This is a genomic window from Plantactinospora sp. CNZ320, from assembly GCF_002846275.1.
In genome coordinates this window covers 2485378-2503641 of sequence record NZ_PJMP01000001.1, presented here as the reverse complement: position 1 = coordinate 2503641, position 18264 = coordinate 2485378, and the positions used below count along the sequence as shown (strand labels likewise).

Here is an 18264-nt window from a genome sequence, read left to right as displayed (position 1 = left end):
CCTCAGTTGCCGGTGGTGTCACCGGTGATCTGGCCCAGCCGGGTCAGCGACGCGTGTGCGGCCGCGACGATCCGGTCTGGGGTGAATCCGAACTGTTCGAAGAGCACGCTGTGCGGTGCGCTCGCGCCGTAGTGCTCCAGGCTGACCGCCTCGCCGCTGTCGCCGATCAGGTCACGCCAGGACATCGCGATGCCGGCCTCGACGCTGACCCGGGCCCGGACGGAGCGGGGGAGGACCGAGTCCTGGTATGCCGAGTCCTGCTCCCGGAACCACTCCTGGCAGGGCATCGAGACGACCCGGGTCGGGGTGCCCTCGGCCTCCAGCCGCTCCCGGGCGGTCAGGCAGAGCTGCACCTCGGAGCCGGTGCCGATCAGGATCACCTGCGGCTGGGCGTTCGACGCCTCGGCCAGCACGTAGCCGCCCTTGGCGGTCTGGTCGGCGCCGGCCAGCTCGGTGCGGTCCAGCGTCGGCAGCGGCTGCCGGCTCAGCGCCAGCGCGGAGGGCCGGTCGGTGTGCTCCAGCGCCCGCCGCCAGGCCCAGGCGGTCTCGTTGGCGTCGGCCGGCCGGATCACGTCCAGGCCGGGGATGGCGCGCAGCGCGCTCAGCTGCTCGACCGGCTGGTGGGTGGGGCCGTCCTCGCCGAGACCGATCGAGTCGTGCGTCCAGACGTAGACCACCGGCAGTTTCATCAGCGCGGCGAGCCGGACCGCCGGGCGCATGTAGTCGCTGAAGACCAGGAAGGTGCCGCCGTAGGGGCGGGTGCCGCCGTGCAGCGCGATGCCGTTCAGGATGGCACCCATCGCGTGCTCGCGGATGCCGAAGTGCAGCGTCCGGCCGTACTCGTTGCCCGGGAACGTCTTGGTGGCGTATTCGCTGGGGATGAAGGACGGCTCGCCCTCCATCGTGGTGTTGTTGCTCTCGGCCAGGTCGGCCGAGCCGCCCCACAGCTCCGGCAGCACCGGGGCCAGGGCGTTCAGGACCTTGCCGGAGGCGGCCCGGGTGGCGATCCCCTTGGCGTCCGCCGGAAACTCCGGCAGCGCGTCGGTCCAGCCGACCGGCAGGGTACGGGTGGCCAGCCGGTCGTGCAGCGCCTTGCCCTCCGGGTTGGCGTCCGCCCACGCCTGGTACGCGGTCTCCCACTCGGCACGCTCCGCCCGCCCCCGCTCCAGCACCTGCCGGGCGTGCGTCAGCACCTCCTCGTCGACCTTGAAGTGCTGGGCCGGGTCGAAGCCGAGCAGCTTCTTGGTCTCGGCCACCTCGTCGGCGCCGAGCGCCGAGCCGTGGATCTTGCCGGTGTTCTGCTTGGTCGGCGCCGGCCAGCCGATGATGGTGCGCAGCGCGATGAACGACGGTTTGCCGGTCTCCGCCCTGGCGGCCAGCAACGCGGCGTGCAGCGCCTCGACGTCCTCCTGGTAGTGGCCCTGGTCGGCGTCACCGCTGCGCCAGTCGACCGTCTGCACGTGCCAGCCGTACGCCTCGTAACGGGCGGCCACGTCCTCGCTCTTGGCGATCCGGGTGTCGTCCTCGATCGAGATCTCGTTGTCGTCGTAGATCAGGATCAGGTTGCCCAGTCGCTGGTGCCCGGCGAGCGCGCTGGCCTCGTGGCTGATCCCCTCCTCGATGTCGCCGTCCGAGGCGATGCACCAGATGTGGTGGTCGAAGGGGGAGGTGCCGGGTGCGGCGTCGGGGTCGAGCAGGCCGCGCTCCCGGCGGGCGGCCATCGCCATCCCGACCGCGTTGCCGAGCCCCTGCCCGAGCGGGCCGGTGGTGGTCTCGACGCCCCGGGTGTGTCCGTGCTCGGGGTGACCCGGGGTGAGCGAACCCCACTGGCGCAGCGACTTGAGGTCGGCGAGGCCGAGGCCGTAGCCGCTCAGGTAGAGCTGGATGTAGAGGGTGAGACTGCTGTGGCCGGCCGACAGCACGAACCGGTCCCGGCCGGTCCAGTCGGGGTGGCTCGGGTCGTGCCGCATGACCCGGTTGAACAGCAGGTAGGCGGCCGGTGCCAGGCTCATCGCCGTACCCGGATGGCCGTTGCCGGATTTCTCCACGGCGTCCATGGCCAGCACCCGGACGGTGTCGACGGCACGCTGGTCGAGCTCGGACCAGCTCAGCGAGGTTTGCTCGGGTCGATTGTCAGCCACGATCGTGTGTGCTCCTCGGCGTGATGGGCGGAACCCTCCCACATGACCCTAGCGACCGCTTCCGCGCGCCAACCCCCGGATCTCGTCCACTGGCCGCGCGGTTCGCCGGAAGTGTGATCGTTCGCACCGAAGAAGGGTCGCCCGGGCAGCGAAAACGACGACGCGTAGGCTGTCGGTCGGCGTGCTGACCATGCGGTCACCCGTCACCCGCGCTGCCCGCGCAGCCAATCACCCGTGCCCGATGCCGGAAGGTGGCAATCCGTGAGCATGATCACCGAGCGCCCCGTGACCGGCGGTGCCCCGGCAGCGGGGACTCCGGGCGAGGTTGCCCCGGGCGAGGTGACCCGGCGCCCCGACGTCGCCGCCCTGATCCGGGCGTACGTCGCGCTGACCAAGCCACGGATCGTCGAGCTGCTGCTGATCTCCACGGTGCCGACGATGATGCTTGCCCACGGCGGGATCCCGTCGCTCTGGCTGGTCGGGGTGGTGCTGGTCGGCGGGTCGCTGGCGGCGGGTGCGGCGAACGCGCTGAACTGCTACATCGACCGCGACATCGACCAGGTGATGAAGCGGACCAAGCGCCGGCCGCTGCCGACGCACACCGTGGCGCCCCGCAACGCGCTGGTCTTCGGGCTGGTGCTGGCGGCGGTCTCGGTGACCCTGATGGCGGTCTTCACCAACTGGCTGGCCACCGCGCTGACCCTGGCCGCCATCGCCTACTACGACCTCGTCTACACCCTGTGGTTGAAGCGGACCACCTGGCAGAGCACCCTCTGGGGCGGCATCTGCGGCTCGGCTCCGGTGTTGATCGGCTGGGCGGCGGTGACCGGCTCGCTGGCGCCGCAGGCCTGGGGCCTGTTCGCGGTGGTGTTCTTCTGGCAGCTGCCGCACTTCTACGCCCTGGCCATCAAGTTCAAGGACGACTACGCCCGGGCGGGCGTCCCGATGCTTCCGGTGGTCGCCTCGATGCGCCGGGTGACCATCGAGATCGTGGTCTACACCTGGTTGACCGTGGCGGCGTCGGTGCTGGTCTGGCCGCTTGGCATGGGCCCGGTCTACGGGGTCACCGTGCTTGCCACCGGTGGGATGTTCATCGTCGAGGCGCACCGGTTGAGCCAGCGGGCCGCCCGGGGCGGGCCGGTCAAGCCGATGCGGCTGTTCCACTGGTCGATCACGTACCTGACGATTGTCTTCGCGGCCGTCGCGGTCGACGCGCTGCTCTGAGTTTTGGGGCCTTCGTGCCCGTTCGTCCTGTTTGTCGAGCTTTAACGTGAATGATGGTTTTGAATTGGTCACGTATAGCCCGATAAATCCCCCGAAGTCGGTGCGCCGTTACCGTAAACCTCTCCGTAATCGGGATCACAAATTATCGGTAGCTGCCCCTCGTGGCGGCGGAAGTCTGCTTAGGCTTCGCGTTATGGCAGATGGTTCCGATACGACGCCGACGGGCGAGCAGACCGTCGCGGGCCAGACCAACAACGGTCTGGTCGCCGGCATCCAGTCGTTTGCCGCCGGGCACGGCGGCGCGAAGGCGGTCATCGAGTACGTCGGCAAGCGGGGCGCACGCATTGTCCTGGTGGGGGAGGACGGCGTGTGGGCCGACCAGTTCGCGGACAGCACCGATGTCGCGCGACTGGCCTGCGCCAAGGCGGGGGTCGCCGTGGAGAACGAATGGGAGCGGGAACTGATGGACCAGATGCGTCCGAGTCACGATCTATGGCGATCGATGGCTCGACGGACCATGGCTCGTTGATAAATTTGTCCGATAACTACCGTGCGACCCGGGGCGAACCCCGGGTCGCTCTCATTACCTGTGCGGAACTGCCTGAACTCGACCCCGACGACCGGCTGTTGCTGGCCCCGCTCGCCGAGCGCGGCATCCGGGTCGAGGTGGCGGTCTGGGACGACCCGGATGTCGACTGGGCCGGCTACGACCTGGCGGTACTCCGCTCGGCCTGGGACTACCCGCCCCGCCGTGCCGAGTTCGTGGCCTGGGCCGAGACCGTGCCCCGGCTGGCCAATCCGGCCGACCTGGTGCGCTGGAACACCGACAAGCGCTACCTGCGGGAGTTCGCCGACGCCGGACTGCCGACCGTTCCTACCAGCTGGCTGGACCCGAACACCGACTGGCAACTGCCGGCGACGCCCGGCGAGTACGTCCTCAAGCCCGTCGTCGGCGCCGGCAGCCTGGACACCGGCCGGTACGACCTGACCGACGCGGAGCACCGGGAGCTGGCCGTCGCACACGTCAAGCGGCTCCAGGCGGCCGGCCGGTGGGTGATGGTGCAGCCGTACCTGGCCGCCGTGGACACCACCGGGGAGACCTCGCTGCTCTACGTCGCCGGCCCGGACGGGCTCCGGTTCAGCCACGCCATCCGCAAGGGGCCGATGCTCGTCGGTCCGGACTACGGCGTCGACGGGCTGTTCCGGCCGGAGGAGATCACCCCGCGTACCCCGGCCGAGGCGGAGGTCGCCCTCGCCGAGCGGGTACTCCCGGTGCTGCCCGGCGGGCCGGATCGGCCGCTCTACGTCCGGGTGGACCTGATCCCCGGACCGGACGGCGCACCGGTGCTGGTCGAGGTGGAGCTCACCGAGCCATCGCTCTTCCTGGCCCACGCCCCGGGCGCCGCCGACCGCCTGGCCGACGCCATAGCCGCCCGCCTGCGCTGAGGTGTAAGGAAGGGCCCCCGCTACAACAGAAAACGATAAGAAGGGGCCCTTCCTTACACCCGTTCGAGCAGCCGGGTGTTGGCGCTGGGGGGTGGGGTGACGGCGGGCGCGGTGCGTTCCCGGGTCGACCAGAGCACCGCGAGAGCGGCCAGCCAGACCAGGCAGGAGCCGAGCATGTGCGCGCCGACCAGCACCACCGGCAGCCCGGTGAAGTACTGCACGAAGCCGATCAGACCCTGGCCGAGTTCGGCGAGCACGAGCAGGCCGGCCGCCCGGACCGCAGCGGCGGGTGCGTCGACCGCCCGGAACGCGAACCAGATCGCGATCGAGAGACCGAGCAGCAGGAAGACCGTGTCGGCGTGCACCTGGGAGATCGTCTCCGGGTCCAGGTTGTTGCGGGCCGCCCCGGAGTCGCCGGAGTGCGGGCCGCTGCCGGTCACCCAGGTGCCGACCACGAGTACGGCGGCGGCCACCCCGGCGGTGAGCCAGGCGAGGGTACGCAGCGGTGCCGGTACGGTCGGCCGGACCGGTCCGTCCGGTTCGAGGCTCCGGCGCCAGAACGCGTACGCCGCCGCGATCACCGCCATCGAGGCGAGGAAGTGCAGCCCGACCACCCACGGGTTCAGGTCGGTGAGCACGGTGAACCCGCCGATCACCGCCTGTGCCGGGATGCCGAACGCGGCACCGACGCTGAGCCAGCGGAGCCCTCGGCGGGCCGGCCGCTGCCGCCAGGCGGCGACGACCCCGGCGATGACCACCGCGGCCAGCACGAAGGTGAGCAGCCGGTTGCCGAACTCGATCACCCCGTGCACGCCCATCTCCCGGGTCGTCACGTAGGAGTCGTCGGTGCAGCGGGGCCAGGTGGGGCAGCCGAGTCCGGATTTGGTCAGCCGGACCGCGCCACCGGTCCCGACGATCAGCACATTCCCCACCACGGAGGCGAGGGCCAGTCGCGATAGGGTGGGTTTGCCAGAGAATTCGCCGAATCGGCTCACGCCGGCCATGGTACGTGCAAATGTGATCATGCTGGACGGCGCGTCCGTCGTCCGGTGGCCTGGATCACCGGATGCCGGGTTTGCGGACCTCGGACGAAATACGTAACGTTGGCGTAGTGAAAAACCTGGCGGCGTGCTCGGAGCGGGAACGGGTGACCGATGCGGTCGCCGGTCCCGGCGTGGCCGACGCCGCCGGGCCGGACGGCCGTCCCACCCGGGATCGGGTGACGCAGTTGCTGCTTGAGCACGGCGCGGCCACCGCGGCGCAGCTCGGCGCGGAGCTGGGGCTCAGCCCGGCGGCGATCCGCCGGCACCTGGACGCGATGCTCGCCGACGGCGACGTGATCGCCCGTGACCAGGTCGTCCGCGGCCAGCGCGGTCGTGGCCGACCCGCCCGGATCTTCCGGCTCACCGACTCCGGCCGGCGTCGCTGCGGCACCCACACCTACGACGGGATGGCCACCGCCGCGCTGCGCTGGATCTCCCGGCACGGTGGACCGGACGCGGTCGACGCCTTCGCCGCCGAGCAGGTCGCGGCGCTGGAGGCCCGCTGCCGGGCCGCCATGGAGGGCGCCGGGGACGACCCGCTGGCCAGGGCCGAGGCACTCGCCGGGGCGCTGACCGCCGAGGGATACGCTGCCAACGCGTCGACGATCGCCTCCGGTGGGCAGCTGTGTCAGCACCACTGCCCGGTGGCCCACGTGGCCGCGGAGTTTCCCCAGCTGTGCGAGGCCGAGACGGCGGTCATCTCCCGCCTGGTCGGCACCCACGTGCAGCGGCTCGCCACCATCGCCCACGGCGACGGGGTGTGCACCACGCACATCCCGACCCAGCCCAAACCCTTCCGTCTCAGTGTGAGGACAGACAGATGACCGAGCAGATCGTCCAGCCCCTGACGCAGGAGGAGCAGCTCGCCGCCCTGGGGCGCTACGAGTACGGCTGGGCCGACTCCGACATCGCCGGTGCCGCCGCCCAGCGTGGCCTGAACGAGGCGGTGGTGCGGGACATCTCCGCCAAGAAGAACGAGCCCGCCTGGATGCTCGACCTGCGGCTGAAGGGGCTGCGGCTGTTCGGCCGCAAGCCGATGCCGAACTGGGGCGCCGACCTCGGCGGGATCGACTTCGACAACATCAAGTACTTCGTCCGGTCCACCGAGAAGCAGGCCGCCAGCTGGGAGGACCTGCCCGAGGACATCAAGAACACCTACGACAAGCTGGGCATCCCGGAGGCCGAGAAGCAGCGGCTGGTCGCCGGTGTGGCCGCCCAGTACGAGTCCGAGGTGGTCTACCACAAGATCCGTGAGGACCTTGAGGAGCAGGGCGTCCTCTTCCTGGACACCGACACCGCGCTCAAGGAGCACGAGGACATCTTCAAGGAGTACTTCGGCACGGTGATCCCGGTCGGCGACAACAAGTTCGCCGCGCTGAACACCTCGGTCTGGTCCGGCGGCTCGTTCATCTACGTGCCGAAGGGCGTCAACGTGGAGATCCCGCTCCAGGCGTACTTCCGGATCAACACCGAGAACATGGGCCAGTTCGAGCGGACCCTGATCATCGTCGACGAGGGCGCGTACGTGCACTACGTCGAGGGCTGCACCGCGCCGATCTACTCCTCCGACTCGCTGCACAGCGCGGTCGTCGAGATCATCGTCAAGAAGAACGCCCGCTGCCGCTACACCACCATCCAGAACTGGTCGAACAACGTCTACAACCTGGTCACCAAGCGGGCTGTCTGCCACGAGGGCGCGACCATGGAGTGGATCGACGGCAACATCGGTTCCAAGGTGACGATGAAGTACCCAGCGGTCTTCATGACCGGCGAGCACGCCAAGGGCGAGGTGCTCTCGGTGGCGATGGCCGGCGAGGGCCAGCACCAGGACGCCGGCGCCAAGATGGTGCACGCCGCCCCGCACACCTCCAGCACGATCGTCTCCAAGTCGATCGCCCGGGCCGGTGGGCGTACCTCCTACCGGGGCCTGGTGCAGGTGTTGGAGGGTTCGCACCACAGCAAGAGCACCGTCAAGTGCGACGCGCTGCTGGTCGACACCATCTCCCGGTCGGACACCTACCCGTACGTCGACATCCGCGAGGACGACGTGGCGATGGGGCACGAGGCGACCGTCTCCAAGGTCAGCGAGGACCAGCTCTTCTACCTGATGAGCCGGGGCCTGAGCGAGGACGAGGCGATGGCGATGATCGTGCGCGGCTTCATCGAGCCGATCGCCAAGGAACTCCCGATGGAGTACGCCCTGGAGCTCAACCGGCTGATCGAGCTGCAGATGGAGGGCGCGGTCGGCTGACCCCGGCCGCCCGTCGATCCGCCCGCGACCTCGTCGAGACAAGACCAAGGAAGAGATGACTACCGAAGCATTCGCGCCCGAGGCACCCGGAGCGCAGACGGCTCAGGTCGCACAGACCAAGGCGCAGACGCTCCGCTCGTACGACGTACGCGACTTCCCGGCCCTGACCGGCCTGGAGGAGGATTGGCGGTTCACCCCGCTCAAGCGGCTGCGCGGCCTGGCCGACGACACGTTCAGTCCGGTCGACGGCCGGCTGCGTTACGAGGTGGCCGCGCTGCCGGACGGGGTGACCTTCGGCGGCCTGCACGAGGGTGACGCCCGGATCGGCAGCGTGTTGACCCCGTTCGACCGGATCAGCGCGCTGGCGCACGGCCGGGCCGGCGAGGCGGTGGTCGTGACGGTGGCCCCGGAGACCCGGCCCGCCGAGCCGGTCACCGTCCGGCTGGTCGGGCAGGGTGCCGACGGCGCCTCCTTCGGGCACACCTTCCTCGACGTGGGCCGGTTCGCCGAGGTCACGCTGGTGCTGGAGCAGACCGGTTCGGTGACCCTGGCCGACAACGTCGAGGTCGCCGTCGACGAGGGCGCGAGGCTGACCCTGGTCACCGTCGCCGACTGGGCCTCCGACGCGGTGCAGGCCCAGCACCTGCGGATCCGGCTCGGCCGGGACGCCAAGGTGACGCACGTCCAGGTGAGCCTGGGCGGGGATCTGGTCCGGCAGTACACGAGCGTGGAATACACCGGCCGTGGTGGCGAGGCCGAGCTCTACGGCCTCTACTTCGCCGACGCCGGGCAACACCTGGAGCACCGGCAGATGGTCGACCACACCGTGCCGGACTGCCGTAGCTACGTCGGCTACCGGGGTGCGTTGCAGGGCGAGAGCGCGCACACCGTCTGGGTCGGCGACGTGCTGATCCGGGCCGCCGCCACCGGCACCGACACGTACGAGATCAACCGTAACCTGGTGCTTACCGACGGCGCCCGCGCCGACTCGGTACCCAACCTGGAGATCGAGACCGGCGAGGTGGCCGGCGCCGGGCACGCCAGCGCGACCGGGCGCTTCGACGACGAGCAGCTCTTCTACCTGATGGCCCGGGGCATCCCCGAGGGCGAGGCCCGCAAGCTGGTGGTCCGGGGCTTCTTCGCCGAGCTGCTCAACAAGATCCCGGCCGAGGAGCTGCGCGACCGGCTGGGCGAGCAGATCGAGACGCGGCTGGCCAAGGCGAGGAGTGAGCTTGCGAGCCCCGCAGCCGCCGGCGAGGACGGTGCGGCCAAGGCGAGGAGTGAGCTTGCGAGCCCCGCAGCCGCCGGCGAGGACGGTGCGGCCAAGGCGAGGAGTGAGCTTGCGAGCCCCGCAGCCGCCGGCGAAGACGGTGCAGCCAAGGCGGCGGTCTGATGATCCGGATCTGTTCGACCGAGGACGTGCCGAAGGGCAGCGTCGTCTCCGCCGACGTGGACGGCACCGAGGTCGCCGTCGTGCACGCCGAGGACGGCAACTTCTACGCCATCCGCGACGAGTGCTCGCACGCCGCCGTCGCGCTCTCCGAGGGTGAGGTCGACGGCTGCACCCTGGAGTGCTGGCTGCACGGCTCCCGCTTCGACCTGCGTACCGGTGAGCCGACCGGGCTGCCCGCGACCGAACCCGTACCCGTCTACCCCGTCGAGATCCGCGACGGTGACATCTACCTGAGTCTCACGCCGAGCAATGGAGTTACCGCACCATGAGCGTTCTGGAGATCCGTGACCTGCAGGTGTCGGTCCGGCTGCCCGAGGGCGAGCTGAAGCCGATCCTGGCCGGGGTCGACCTCACCGTGCGGGCGGGGGAGACCCACGCCATCATGGGCCCGAACGGGTCCGGCAAGTCGACCCTGGCGTACTCGATCGCCGGGCACCCGAAGTACGAGATCACCAGCGGCGAGGTGCTGCTGGACGGTCAGGACGTGCTCTCGATGGCCGTCGACGAGCGGGCCCGGGCCGGCCTCTTCCTCGCCATGCAGTACCCGGTCGAGGTGCCCGGGGTGTCCGTGGCGAACTTCCTGCGCACCGCGAAGACCGCGATCGACGGCGAGGCGCCGAAGCTGCGCACCTGGGCCGGCGAGCTGCGCGGCGCGATGGAGCGGCTCCAGATGGACCCGGCGTTCGCCCAGCGCAACGTCAACGAGGGCTTCTCCGGCGGCGAGAAGAAGCGGCACGAGATCGTCCAGCTCGAACTCCTCAAGCCGAAGGTGGCGATCCTCGACGAGACCGACTCCGGGCTGGACATCGACGCCCTGCGGGTGGTCAGCGAGGGAGTCAACCGGGTCCGCGAGACCGGCGAGACCGGGCTGCTGCTGATCACCCACTACACCCGGATCCTGCGCTACATCAAGCCGGACTTCGTGCACGTCTTCGTGGCGGGGCGGATCGTCGAGCAGGGCGGCCCGGAGCTGGCCGAGAAGCTCGAGGCCGAGGGGTACGAGCGGTACGTCGCCGGCGCGGGTTCGGCGCGGGCCTGAGCCGAAGGGCACTGTCGAGATGACCACGATCGCGATCCCGCCGGGGATGCCACAGTACGGCGACGTGCCGCGCTACGACGTCGAGGCGGTACGCGCCGACTTCCCGATCCTGGGCCGTGAGGTCAACGGCCACCCGATGGTCTATCTCGACAGCGCCAACACCTCGCAGAAACCCCGGCAGGTGCTGGACGCGCTGCGGGAGCACTACGAGCGGCACAACGGCAACGTCTCCCGCTCGGTGCACACCGTCGGAACCGAGGCGACCGAGGCGTACGAGGCGGCCCGGGCGAAGGTGGCAGCCTTCATCAACGCGCCGAGCCCGGACGAGGTGGTCTTCACCAAGAACTCCACCGAGGCGATCAACCTGGTCGCGTACGCCTTCTCCAACGCTTCGCTCGGCGGCCCGGCCGGTGACCCGCGGTTCCGGCTCGGCCCCGGCGACGAGATCGTGATCTCCGAGATGGAGCACCACTCCAACATCGTGCCGTGGCAGCTCCTCTGCGAGCGGACCGGCGCCACGCTGCGCTGGTTCCCGGTCACCGACGGCGGCCGGCTCGACGAGTCCGGGCTGGAGGAGCTGGTCAACGAGCGGACCAAACTGGTCTCGATCGTGCACATGTCCAACATCCTCGGCACGGTGAACGCCACCGCCCGGATCACCGAGCGGGTCCGCCAGGTCGGCGCGCTGCTGCTGCTCGACTGCTCGCAGTCCGTGCCGCATCTGCCGGTGGACGTGGTCGACCTGGACGTCGACTTCATCGCCTTCACCGGGCACAAGATGTGCGCGCCGAGCGGCATCGGGGTGCTCTGGGGCCGGGGCGAGCTGCTGGCCGCGATGCCGCCGGTCTTCGGTGGCGGTTCGATGATCGAGACGGTGAGCATGGCCGGCTCGACGTACGCGCCGCCGCCGGCCCGGTTCGAGGCGGGTACCCCGCCGATCGCCGAGGCGGTGGCGCTGGGCGCGGCGGTGGACTACCTGACCGGGATCGGCATGAACGCGATCCAGTGGCACGAGAAGGAACTCACCGCGTACGCGCTTGACGCCCTGGCGACCGTCCCCGGGCTGCGGATCTTCGGCCCGACGGTACCGGTCGGCCGGGGCGGGACGATCTCGTTCGCGCTGGACGGCATCCACCCGCACGACGTGGGTCAGGTGCTGGACGCCCAGGGCGTGGAGGTGCGGGTCGGCCATCACTGTGCGCGACCGGTCTGCGTCCGCTTCGGCGTACCGGCGACGACCCGCGCGTCGTTCTACCTGTACACCACGACCGGTGAGGTCGACGCCCTGGTGCGCGGGCTGGAACAGGTACGGAAGGTGTTCGGGTGATGCAGGTCGACCAGCTCTACCAGGAGATCATCCTGGATCACTACAAGCATCCGCACGGGCGCGGGCTGCGCGAGCCGTACGCCGCCGAGGCGCACCACGTGAACCCCACCTGCGGGGACGAGGTGACCGTACGGGTGGCCGTGGCCGACGACACGCTCAGCGACGTCTCGTACGACGGCCTCGGCTGCTCGATCAGCCAGGCGTCGGCGAGTGTGCTGCACGAGTTGCTCACCGGCCGGCGGGCCGGGGACGCGTTCGCGGTGCACTCCGCCTTCGTGGAGCTGATGTCGGGGCGCGGACAGGTGACCCCGGACGAGGAACTGCTCGGCGACGCGGTGGCGTTCGCCGGGGTGGCCCGCTATCCGGCGCGGGTGAAGTGCGCGCTGCTGCCCTGGATGGCGTTCAAGGACGCCGCGGCCCGGGCCGGCGTGCACGTCGAGGCGCCCGGCGGCGCGGACGTCGGAGTACTCGGCGGCGCGGACGCCGGAGTGCCCGGCGGCGCGGACGCCGGAGTGCCCGGCGGCGCGGACGCCGGAGTGGCCGGCGGCGCGGACGTCGGAGTGCCCGGTGGCGCGGACGTCGGAGTGCCCGGCGGCGCGGACGCCGGGACGGCCGGTGGCGAGGACAGTAACGAGCGGAGCGAGGTGAAGACGGCATGACTGACCAGGACATGAAGGCCGCGTCGGCCGAGTCTGCGGGCTCGACCGGCAGGGCTGCGGTCGCCGACATCGAAGAGGCGATGAAGGACGTCGTCGACCCCGAGCTGGGCATCAACGTGGTGGACCTCGGTCTGGTCTACGGGGTGCACGTCGACGACGAGAACGTCGCGACGCTGGACATGACGCTCACCTCGGCGGCCTGCCCGCTGACCGACGTCATCGAGGACCAGGCCCGGCAGGCGCTGACCACCGGCCCCGGCGGCGGCCTCGTCGACGACATCCGGATCAACTGGGTCTGGCTGCCCCCGTGGGGCCCCGACAAGATCACTGACGAGGGCCGCGACCAACTCCGCGCCCTCGGCTTCAACGTCTGACTTTCCACGGTCGAGTTGTCGCAGATCTTGACGACCTGTTGTCGTTCCCACGACAACAGGTCGTCAACATCTCCGGTGTACTCCCCGGGTGCGGATGCCGGGGGACGGGGATGGCGAGTGGGAGTGGCTGCTGTTCGAGCAGTCGCAGGTCGTCACATGGCAGCAGGCCAGCCGGGCGCTCTCGCCGGGCAGGGTGCGGCACCTGCTGGCGGCCGGGCGCTGGCGGCGGTGGTGCCGTGGCGTGCTCGTCACACATCCCGGTGAACTGACCCGGTCCCAACAGCTCTGGGTGGCGGTGCTGTCGGTCGGACCCGATGCCGTGCTCGCCGGCCTCAGCGCCGCCGCCGAGGCGGGACTGCGCGGCTTCCGGCGGGAGCCGATCGACGTACTCGTGCCGGAGCGGCACAGCACCTCGACCGCCCGCCGTCGACTCCAACCGGGAATGCCCGGCGTACGGGTGCACCGGACCAGATCGCTGCCGCCGGAGCAGGTACAGATGGCTCGGCCGCCCCGGACCGGTACGGCACGTGCGCTTGTGGACGCGGCCGGCTGGGCGCGTACCGACGACGAAGCACGGTCGGTGATCGCGGCCGGGTGCCAGCAGCGTCTGGTGCTGCCTGGCGAGATCGTCAAGGTGATCGAGGGGTTGCCCCGGGCCCGTCGCCGGGCGCTGGTGCTGGAGACTGCCCGGGATGCCGAGGGTGGTGCCGAGGCGCTCTCCGAGATCGACTTCGTCCGGCTCTGCCGTCGCTACCACCTGCCACGACCCGATCTTCAGCAGCGGCGACGGGACGCCGCCGGACGCCTGCGTTACCTGGACGCGTACTGGCGACGCTGGCGGTTGCACGTCGAGGTCGACGGTGCGCACCACATGGAGGTACGCCACTGGGAGGCGGACATGCGCCGGCAGAACGAGGTGTGGCTCGACGGCGACCGCCTGCTCCGCTTCACCGCCCACCAGATCCGCCACCGCCCGGCCGAGGTGGCGGAGCAACTCCACCGCGCCCTCACCACCGCCGGCTGGCGCCCGCCGAGCCACCGCCGAGTCGGCAGATCTTGACGAGTTCTCGTCGTTCGGGCGACAACAGGTCGTCAAGATCTCCTGACCGTCTTCAGTGTGCGTAGGCCTGGAGCTCCCAGAGGGAGACGCCGTAGCCGGTGGCTCGGGTGAGGGCGTGTAGGCGAAGGTAGCGGGCAGAGGTGGCGGGGAAGGCGTTGTTGTCGGTGTTGCCGTCGCCGACCGTGGTCGACCAGACCGGGCGCCAGCTGGTGCCGTCGGTGGAGACCTCGATTCGGTACGACCGGGCGTACGCCGCCTCCCAGTGCAACACCACCCGGCCGAGGGTACGGGTCGATCCGAGGTCGACGGTGATCGACTGGTTGTCCGACCAGGCGCTGGCCCAGCGGGTACCCGGATCGCCGTCCACCGCCCGGGCCGCAGGGTGCCCGAGCTGGCTGCTGGAGGCGCGCACCGGCCGGCCTGCGGCGAGGTTGGCGAGGTCGTCGCCGCGTCCGGCCGGGAACGACACCACCTGCTGGTACGTCGGCCGGTTCTGCCAGGCGATGATGTCGTGCCTGATCCCGCCCAGCGGGGACTGCACGATCGCGTCGGCGCACCACTGGTCCCCGGCGGCGCAGTACTCGTCGCCGGGATATACCTCGGCGGCCGGCTGGGCGGCGGCGGTGCGCAGGGTGTCCAGCAGGATCTGCCGGCAGGCAGCCAGGCTGCCGTTCCCGCAGTACGTCCGGCCGAGCCCGCCCGGCACCGGCTCGCCGAGTACCGCCCGCAGGTCGGCGTCGACGTAACCCCACCAGCCGTACTGGAAGGAGGAGCCCTTGTGCGTCTGGGCGCCGGCGGCCGAACCGGGCAGGTTGGTGTCCTCGCCCCGCTGGTGCCCGGAGGGTGACTCGTTGATCTGCATCGCGTTGACCAGCGCCTGGTAGAGGTCGCCGCCGAGCGGCCCGGCGAACTGGCCCCGAACCAGCAGCGGCCACCACGCGTCGAAGACCCGGATCGCCTCGGCGTGCTGGTACGTCCTCGAACCGGCCGAGGTCTCCACCCGCAGCGCCCCGGCCTGCCGCCACGCCTTCAGCCGGCCGATCACCCCGGCCAGGCCGGCGTCACCCACGGGTTGGCTCTCCAGCACCCGGACCAGTTCGTCGAGCACCTCGATCCCGCGCAGGTCGGTCAGGCCGGCCCGCTGCACCAGCGCGGTGAGCGAGGCGCGGTCGAACTTCCGTCCGGCCTCGATCGCCGCCCGGATCGGCTTGTCCAGCAGATCGCCCCGGTGCACCGGACCGAAACTGAAGTTGCCGTCCGCCGCGCCGTAGTCGGCGGCCTGCTTGTTGTTCCAGCTGACGTAGTAGTCCTGGTCGACCGAGTGCGGGTGTGCCGACGCCGGATGGTAGTTCGCGGTGTTGGTGGCCGGGTCGAAGCCCTGCCACTCGTACCCCGGTTCGGCCCGGATCGGCAGGTTCGGGTTCGATCCGGCGGCCCGGACCGGGTTCAGCCCGGAGTTGGCGTACGCGGCCTGGCGGGAGTTGACGTAGAACCAGTTGAAGGCGTACCCGATCTCGGCGGCAGCGGCGGTGAAGCCGGCGGCGTCGCCCATCGCGGCCGGGTCGTTGAACATCTGGAAGCCGATCGCCGAGTCGGCCTCGTGCCGGTACGTCGACCGGAGCTGGGTGAACGCGTGTGGCGCCCCGCCGACGGTGCCCCGCCAGGCGACCAGCCCCAGCCTGGTCCGCCGGGCGATCATCGTGTACGAGCCGGCCGCCGTGCCGTCCGCGACGGTCGGCTTCCAGGAGTTGACGTGCGAGATCTCCTCCATCGCCAGGCACTGCCCGCGATAGCGGTAGAAATTGCTGGCCAGCGTCGGTGTGCTGCCGTCGGTCGTGCAGAGCGGCACGGCGTAGGTGTCGGTGATGTCCTGGGTGGCCGAGGTGGCGCTCCAGGCGTAGTCCTGGCCCCGACCGAGCAGCACATAGAGGTTGACCCCGGCGAACGCGGCGCCCCGGGCGCTGATCCCCGGCCCCTGCAACTCCTGCATCATCAACAGTTGCGGGGCGAAGTAGCCGGTCTGCGGCCCGAAGACCGCTATCGGGTGACCGGTGGCCGAGTGCGCTCCGGAGATCACGGCGGCGTTCGACATTCCCCGATGGGTGACGGTGAGCCCCGACAGCGCGGCGGCCAGCTCGGCGGGTCCGCCGGTGGCCTGTCGGGCCGACCCGGTGGGATTGGCGGTGACCGCCTCGGGTCGGGCCGTGCCCGGGTCGGGGAGGACCACGCTGGGCGCGTCGGGGTCGGCGGCGCCGTACGGGAAGCTCTGCCCGTCGTGCAGGGTCAACACCGTCTCCGGGTTGTTCTGCATCCGGAACGCGGTCCAGACCCGGTCACCCTCGACCGGGCCGTACTTCGCCCGGGCGGCGATCCGGACCAGCGCGGACTGCATCTCGTGCCCGCCGCCGCCACCGAAGAGCCCGCCGACCACTCCGGAGATGGCGATCAGGTCGGTCATCTGGAACGGCTTCGGCCCGCCCGCGTTGGTGATCGCGTCCAGGTGCCCGGTCAGCACGTACTCGCCGGGGCAGTTGCGGTTGGCCATGCAGTGCCGGATGTAGGCGTTGATCCCGGCGATGTACTCCTGCACGTCGGCGTAGAGCTGCTCGCCCCGGGGACCGTGCTGGCGCAGCGCGGCGACCTGGGCGGCGAGGTCCGCCTCGGTGTACGGCGAGTTCCGCCAGACGCTCTGTTCGAGTGCCCGGTTGCCCGGTGCGCCGCCGGCGAACGGGGTGAGGGTGCCCCGGCCGACGTGCCGGAGCAGATCCATCGTGAAGAGCCGGTCCTCCGCATCGACGTAACCGGCGCCGAACATGGTGCCGCCCCGGGTGGTGCCGGTGACGTGCGGGACGCCTGTCGCCCGGTCCCGCAGCACCGTGACGTCGGCGCGCGGCGAGTAGCGGCGCTCGACCTGTCCGGCCGGTACCCCGAAGGAGGCGTCGTTGAAGAAGGCGCCGAGCTGATCCTCGCGCAGCCCGGCGTACCCGTAGACCAGGCTGGCGTACCGGTCGAGCTGGTCCCCGGCGTGCCGGGGCAGTACTCCGAGGGTCTGGTTGGCCAGCACCTCGACCAGGGTGGCGTTGCCGTTCTGGCCCGGCGGCAGGATGTCGGCGCACTCGCCCAGGCAGTGGTCGCCGGCCGCGAAGGCGGTGGCGGCGGGTGCGGCGGACGGTGCGGCGGGCGGTGCGGTGCCGGGGCCGGCGGGTCCGGGTGGCGGTGCGGCGGGTGCCGGGGCGGCGGTGAACGCGAGCGCGACCGCGCTGAGCACCGCGATCCCGGCGGCGGCGGGGCGGCGGGGACGGTGGGCCATCGGCGTTCCTTCCGACGGTACGAGCGAATGTGAGCAGCATTCGGCTACCGGATGGTAACGACTTCGTCGGCCCGATTGATAGTCCTGGATCGGCCCGGTTGCTGCCGCCTTCACCGACTCCGCCCCGCCGACGCTGCCGGATAATGCTTGGCGCACGGGGCACGATCGGGCCATCATGTTTAGATGATCATGGTTTTGCCGCGAGCCGCCGTTGCCGCCGCCGTTCCGGATCGGACAGTGCGGCGACGACCGAGGCGCCACCGACCGAGGCGCCATCGACCGATGTCGACGATCCTGGCGGTGTCATGAGCGAGGCACTCGTCGCCGGCCTGCTCGCCGGATATGGCGTCGCCATCCCGATCGGCGCCATCGCCATCCTCGTGATCGGACTGACCGCGCGTACCTCGATCCGGGTCGGCGCCGCCGCCGCGCTCGGGGTCGCCACCGCCGACGGGCTGTACGCCGCAGTGGCCGTGCTCGGCGGCGCCGCGCTGGCCGGCCTGATCGAGCCGATCGCCGAGCCGCTGCGCTGGGTCGCGGTCGGGGTACTGCTGCTGCTGGCCGGTACCGGAGCCTGGGGCGCCATCCGGCACCGGGCCGATCCCGGCCGGGCCGCCCGGAGCGACCGCAGCCTCGGTACGCCGCCACGGGCGTTCGGCGGCCTGCTGGCGCTGACCCTGCTGAACCCGATGACGATCCTCTACTTCGCCGCCCTGGTGCTCGGCCGGCGGGCCGGCGCCGACTGGACGGCAAGCGCGGAGGTGATCTTCGTACTCGCCGTCTTCGTCGCCTCGGCGAGTTGGCAGTTGCTGGTCGCCACCGGCGGCTCGCTGATCGGCCGGGCACTCTCCGGGCCCCGGGGACGGCTGGCCACCGCCCTCGTCTCCAGCGCGCTGATCGCCGCACTCGCCATCCAGGTGCTGCTGACCTGAGCACG

General features: G+C 70.9%; 14 protein-coding genes and 2 pseudogenes. 13 read left to right on the top strand and 3 right to left on the bottom strand.

Annotated features, from left to right (window positions below; genetic code table 11):
- Positions 1-2: 2 nt before the first annotated feature.
- The gene (gene tkt / locus CLT71_RS10860; protein WP_101367007.1) at positions 3-2141 is read right to left on the bottom strand and encodes a transketolase; all 2139 of its coding nucleotides are present in this window, start codon (positions 2139-2141) and stop codon (positions 3-5) included.
- A 261-nt stretch (positions 2142-2402) separates the two neighbouring features.
- On the opposite strand from tkt, the gene CLT71_RS10855 reads away from it, so the two are divergent.
- The 3 genes from CLT71_RS10855 (at position 2403) to CLT71_RS10845 (ending at position 4811) form a co-directional block, all read left to right on the top strand.
- Positions 2403-3365, top strand: a complete 963-nt coding sequence (locus CLT71_RS10855; protein ID WP_101367006.1) for a heme o synthase — start codon at positions 2403-2405, stop codon at positions 3363-3365.
- A gap of 193 nt (positions 3366-3558) precedes the next feature.
- Positions 3559-3894, top strand: a complete 336-nt coding sequence (locus CLT71_RS10850) for a hypothetical protein (protein ID WP_101367005.1) — start codon at positions 3559-3561, stop codon at positions 3892-3894.
- A gap of 5 nt (positions 3895-3899) precedes the next feature.
- Complete coding sequence (locus CLT71_RS10845; RefSeq protein ID WP_101367004.1) at positions 3900-4811, top strand: hypothetical protein; 912 nt, start codon at positions 3900-3902, stop codon at positions 4809-4811.
- Between the two features lie 53 nt (positions 4812-4864).
- On the opposite strand, the gene CLT71_RS10840 is transcribed toward CLT71_RS10845, so the two are convergent.
- The gene (locus CLT71_RS10840; protein WP_101367003.1) at positions 4865-5815 is read right to left on the bottom strand and encodes a COX15/CtaA family protein; all 951 of its coding nucleotides are present in this window, start codon (positions 5813-5815) and stop codon (positions 4865-4867) included.
- 107 nt (positions 5816-5922) lie between these two features.
- Between CLT71_RS10840 and CLT71_RS10835 the strand changes: the two genes are divergently transcribed.
- From CLT71_RS10835 to CLT71_RS10795, 9 genes and pseudogenes are all read left to right on the top strand, one after another.
- Positions 5923-6678: a helix-turn-helix transcriptional regulator gene (locus CLT71_RS10835; protein ID WP_486483191.1), complete on the top strand. Its 756-nt coding sequence runs from the start codon at positions 5923-5925 to the stop codon at positions 6676-6678.
- Complete coding sequence (sufB, locus tag CLT71_RS10830) at positions 6675-8105, top strand: Fe-S cluster assembly protein SufB (protein WP_101367001.1); 1431 nt, start codon at positions 6675-6677, stop codon at positions 8103-8105. The genes CLT71_RS10835 and sufB overlap by 4 nt, the downstream gene beginning before the upstream one ends.
- 55 nt (positions 8106-8160) lie before the next feature.
- A pseudogene (gene sufD, locus CLT71_RS10825) lies at positions 8161-9381 on the top strand (Fe-S cluster assembly protein SufD); the annotation flags it as partial.
- Between the two features lie 116 nt (positions 9382-9497).
- Positions 9498-9827, top strand: a complete 330-nt coding sequence (locus tag CLT71_RS10820) for a non-heme iron oxygenase ferredoxin subunit (RefSeq protein ID WP_101366999.1) — start codon at positions 9498-9500, stop codon at positions 9825-9827.
- Positions 9824-10597 carry a Fe-S cluster assembly ATPase SufC gene (gene sufC / locus CLT71_RS10815; protein ID WP_101366998.1) on the top strand — a complete coding sequence of 258 codons (774 nt, stop codon included), beginning with the start codon at positions 9824-9826 and terminating at the stop codon, positions 10595-10597. Before CLT71_RS10820 ends, sufC begins: the two co-directional genes overlap by 4 nt.
- A 19-nt stretch (positions 10598-10616) precedes the next feature.
- Positions 10617-11924, top strand: a complete 1308-nt coding sequence (locus tag CLT71_RS10810) for a cysteine desulfurase (protein ID WP_101366997.1) — start codon at positions 10617-10619, stop codon at positions 11922-11924.
- Positions 11924-12355, top strand: a pseudogene (gene sufU, locus CLT71_RS10805) (Fe-S cluster assembly sulfur transfer protein SufU); the annotation flags it as partial. The gene CLT71_RS10810 and the pseudogene sufU, both read left to right, overlap by 1 nt.
- A gap of 224 nt (positions 12356-12579) precedes the next feature.
- Positions 12580-12957 (top strand): metal-sulfur cluster assembly factor, encoded by a 378-nt coding sequence (locus tag CLT71_RS10800; protein ID WP_486483190.1) that lies wholly within the window; start codon positions 12580-12582, stop codon positions 12955-12957.
- 94 nt (positions 12958-13051) lie between these two features.
- Complete coding sequence (locus tag CLT71_RS10795) at positions 13052-14017, top strand: DUF559 domain-containing protein (RefSeq protein ID WP_101371334.1); 966 nt, start codon at positions 13052-13054, stop codon at positions 14015-14017.
- A gap of 52 nt (positions 14018-14069) precedes the next feature.
- Here the strand turns inward: CLT71_RS10795 and CLT71_RS10790 are convergent, their stop codons facing one another.
- The gene (locus CLT71_RS10790; RefSeq protein ID WP_101366996.1) at positions 14070-17327 is read right to left on the bottom strand and encodes a penicillin acylase family protein; all 3258 of its coding nucleotides are present in this window, start codon (positions 17325-17327) and stop codon (positions 14070-14072) included.
- A gap of 305 nt (positions 17328-17632) precedes the next feature.
- On the opposite strand from CLT71_RS10790, the gene CLT71_RS10785 reads away from it, so the two are divergent.
- Entirely contained in the window at positions 17633-18259 is a 627-nt protein-coding gene (locus tag CLT71_RS10785; protein ID WP_101366995.1) for a LysE family transporter, read from the top strand.
- Positions 18260-18264 lie beyond the last annotated feature (5 nt).

Coding starts and splice junctions, on each gene's coding strand:
- CLT71_RS10795 (WP_101371334.1), top strand. CDS start 13,052: ATGCCGGGGGACGGGGATGGCGAGTGGGAGTGGCTGCTGTTCGAGCAG.
- CLT71_RS10800 (WP_486483190.1), top strand. CDS start 12,580: ATGACTGACCAGGACATGAAGGCCGCGTCGGCCGAGTCTGCGGGCTCG.
- CLT71_RS10790 (WP_101366996.1), bottom strand. CDS start 17,327: ATGGCCCACCGTCCCCGCCGCCCCGCCGCCGCCGGGATCGCGGTGCTC.
- sufC (WP_101366998.1), top strand. CDS start 9,824: ATGAGCGTTCTGGAGATCCGTGACCTGCAGGTGTCGGTCCGGCTGCCC.
- CLT71_RS10850 (WP_101367005.1), top strand. CDS start 3,559: ATGGCAGATGGTTCCGATACGACGCCGACGGGCGAGCAGACCGTCGCG.
- CLT71_RS10810 (WP_101366997.1), top strand. CDS start 10,617: ATGACCACGATCGCGATCCCGCCGGGGATGCCACAGTACGGCGACGTG.
- CLT71_RS10840 (WP_101367003.1), bottom strand. CDS start 5,815: ATGGCCGGCGTGAGCCGATTCGGCGAATTCTCTGGCAAACCCACCCTA.
- CLT71_RS10820 (WP_101366999.1), top strand. CDS start 9,498: ATGATCCGGATCTGTTCGACCGAGGACGTGCCGAAGGGCAGCGTCGTC.
- sufB (WP_101367001.1), top strand. CDS start 6,675: ATGACCGAGCAGATCGTCCAGCCCCTGACGCAGGAGGAGCAGCTCGCC.
- CLT71_RS10785 (WP_101366995.1), top strand. CDS start 17,633: ATGAGCGAGGCACTCGTCGCCGGCCTGCTCGCCGGATATGGCGTCGCC.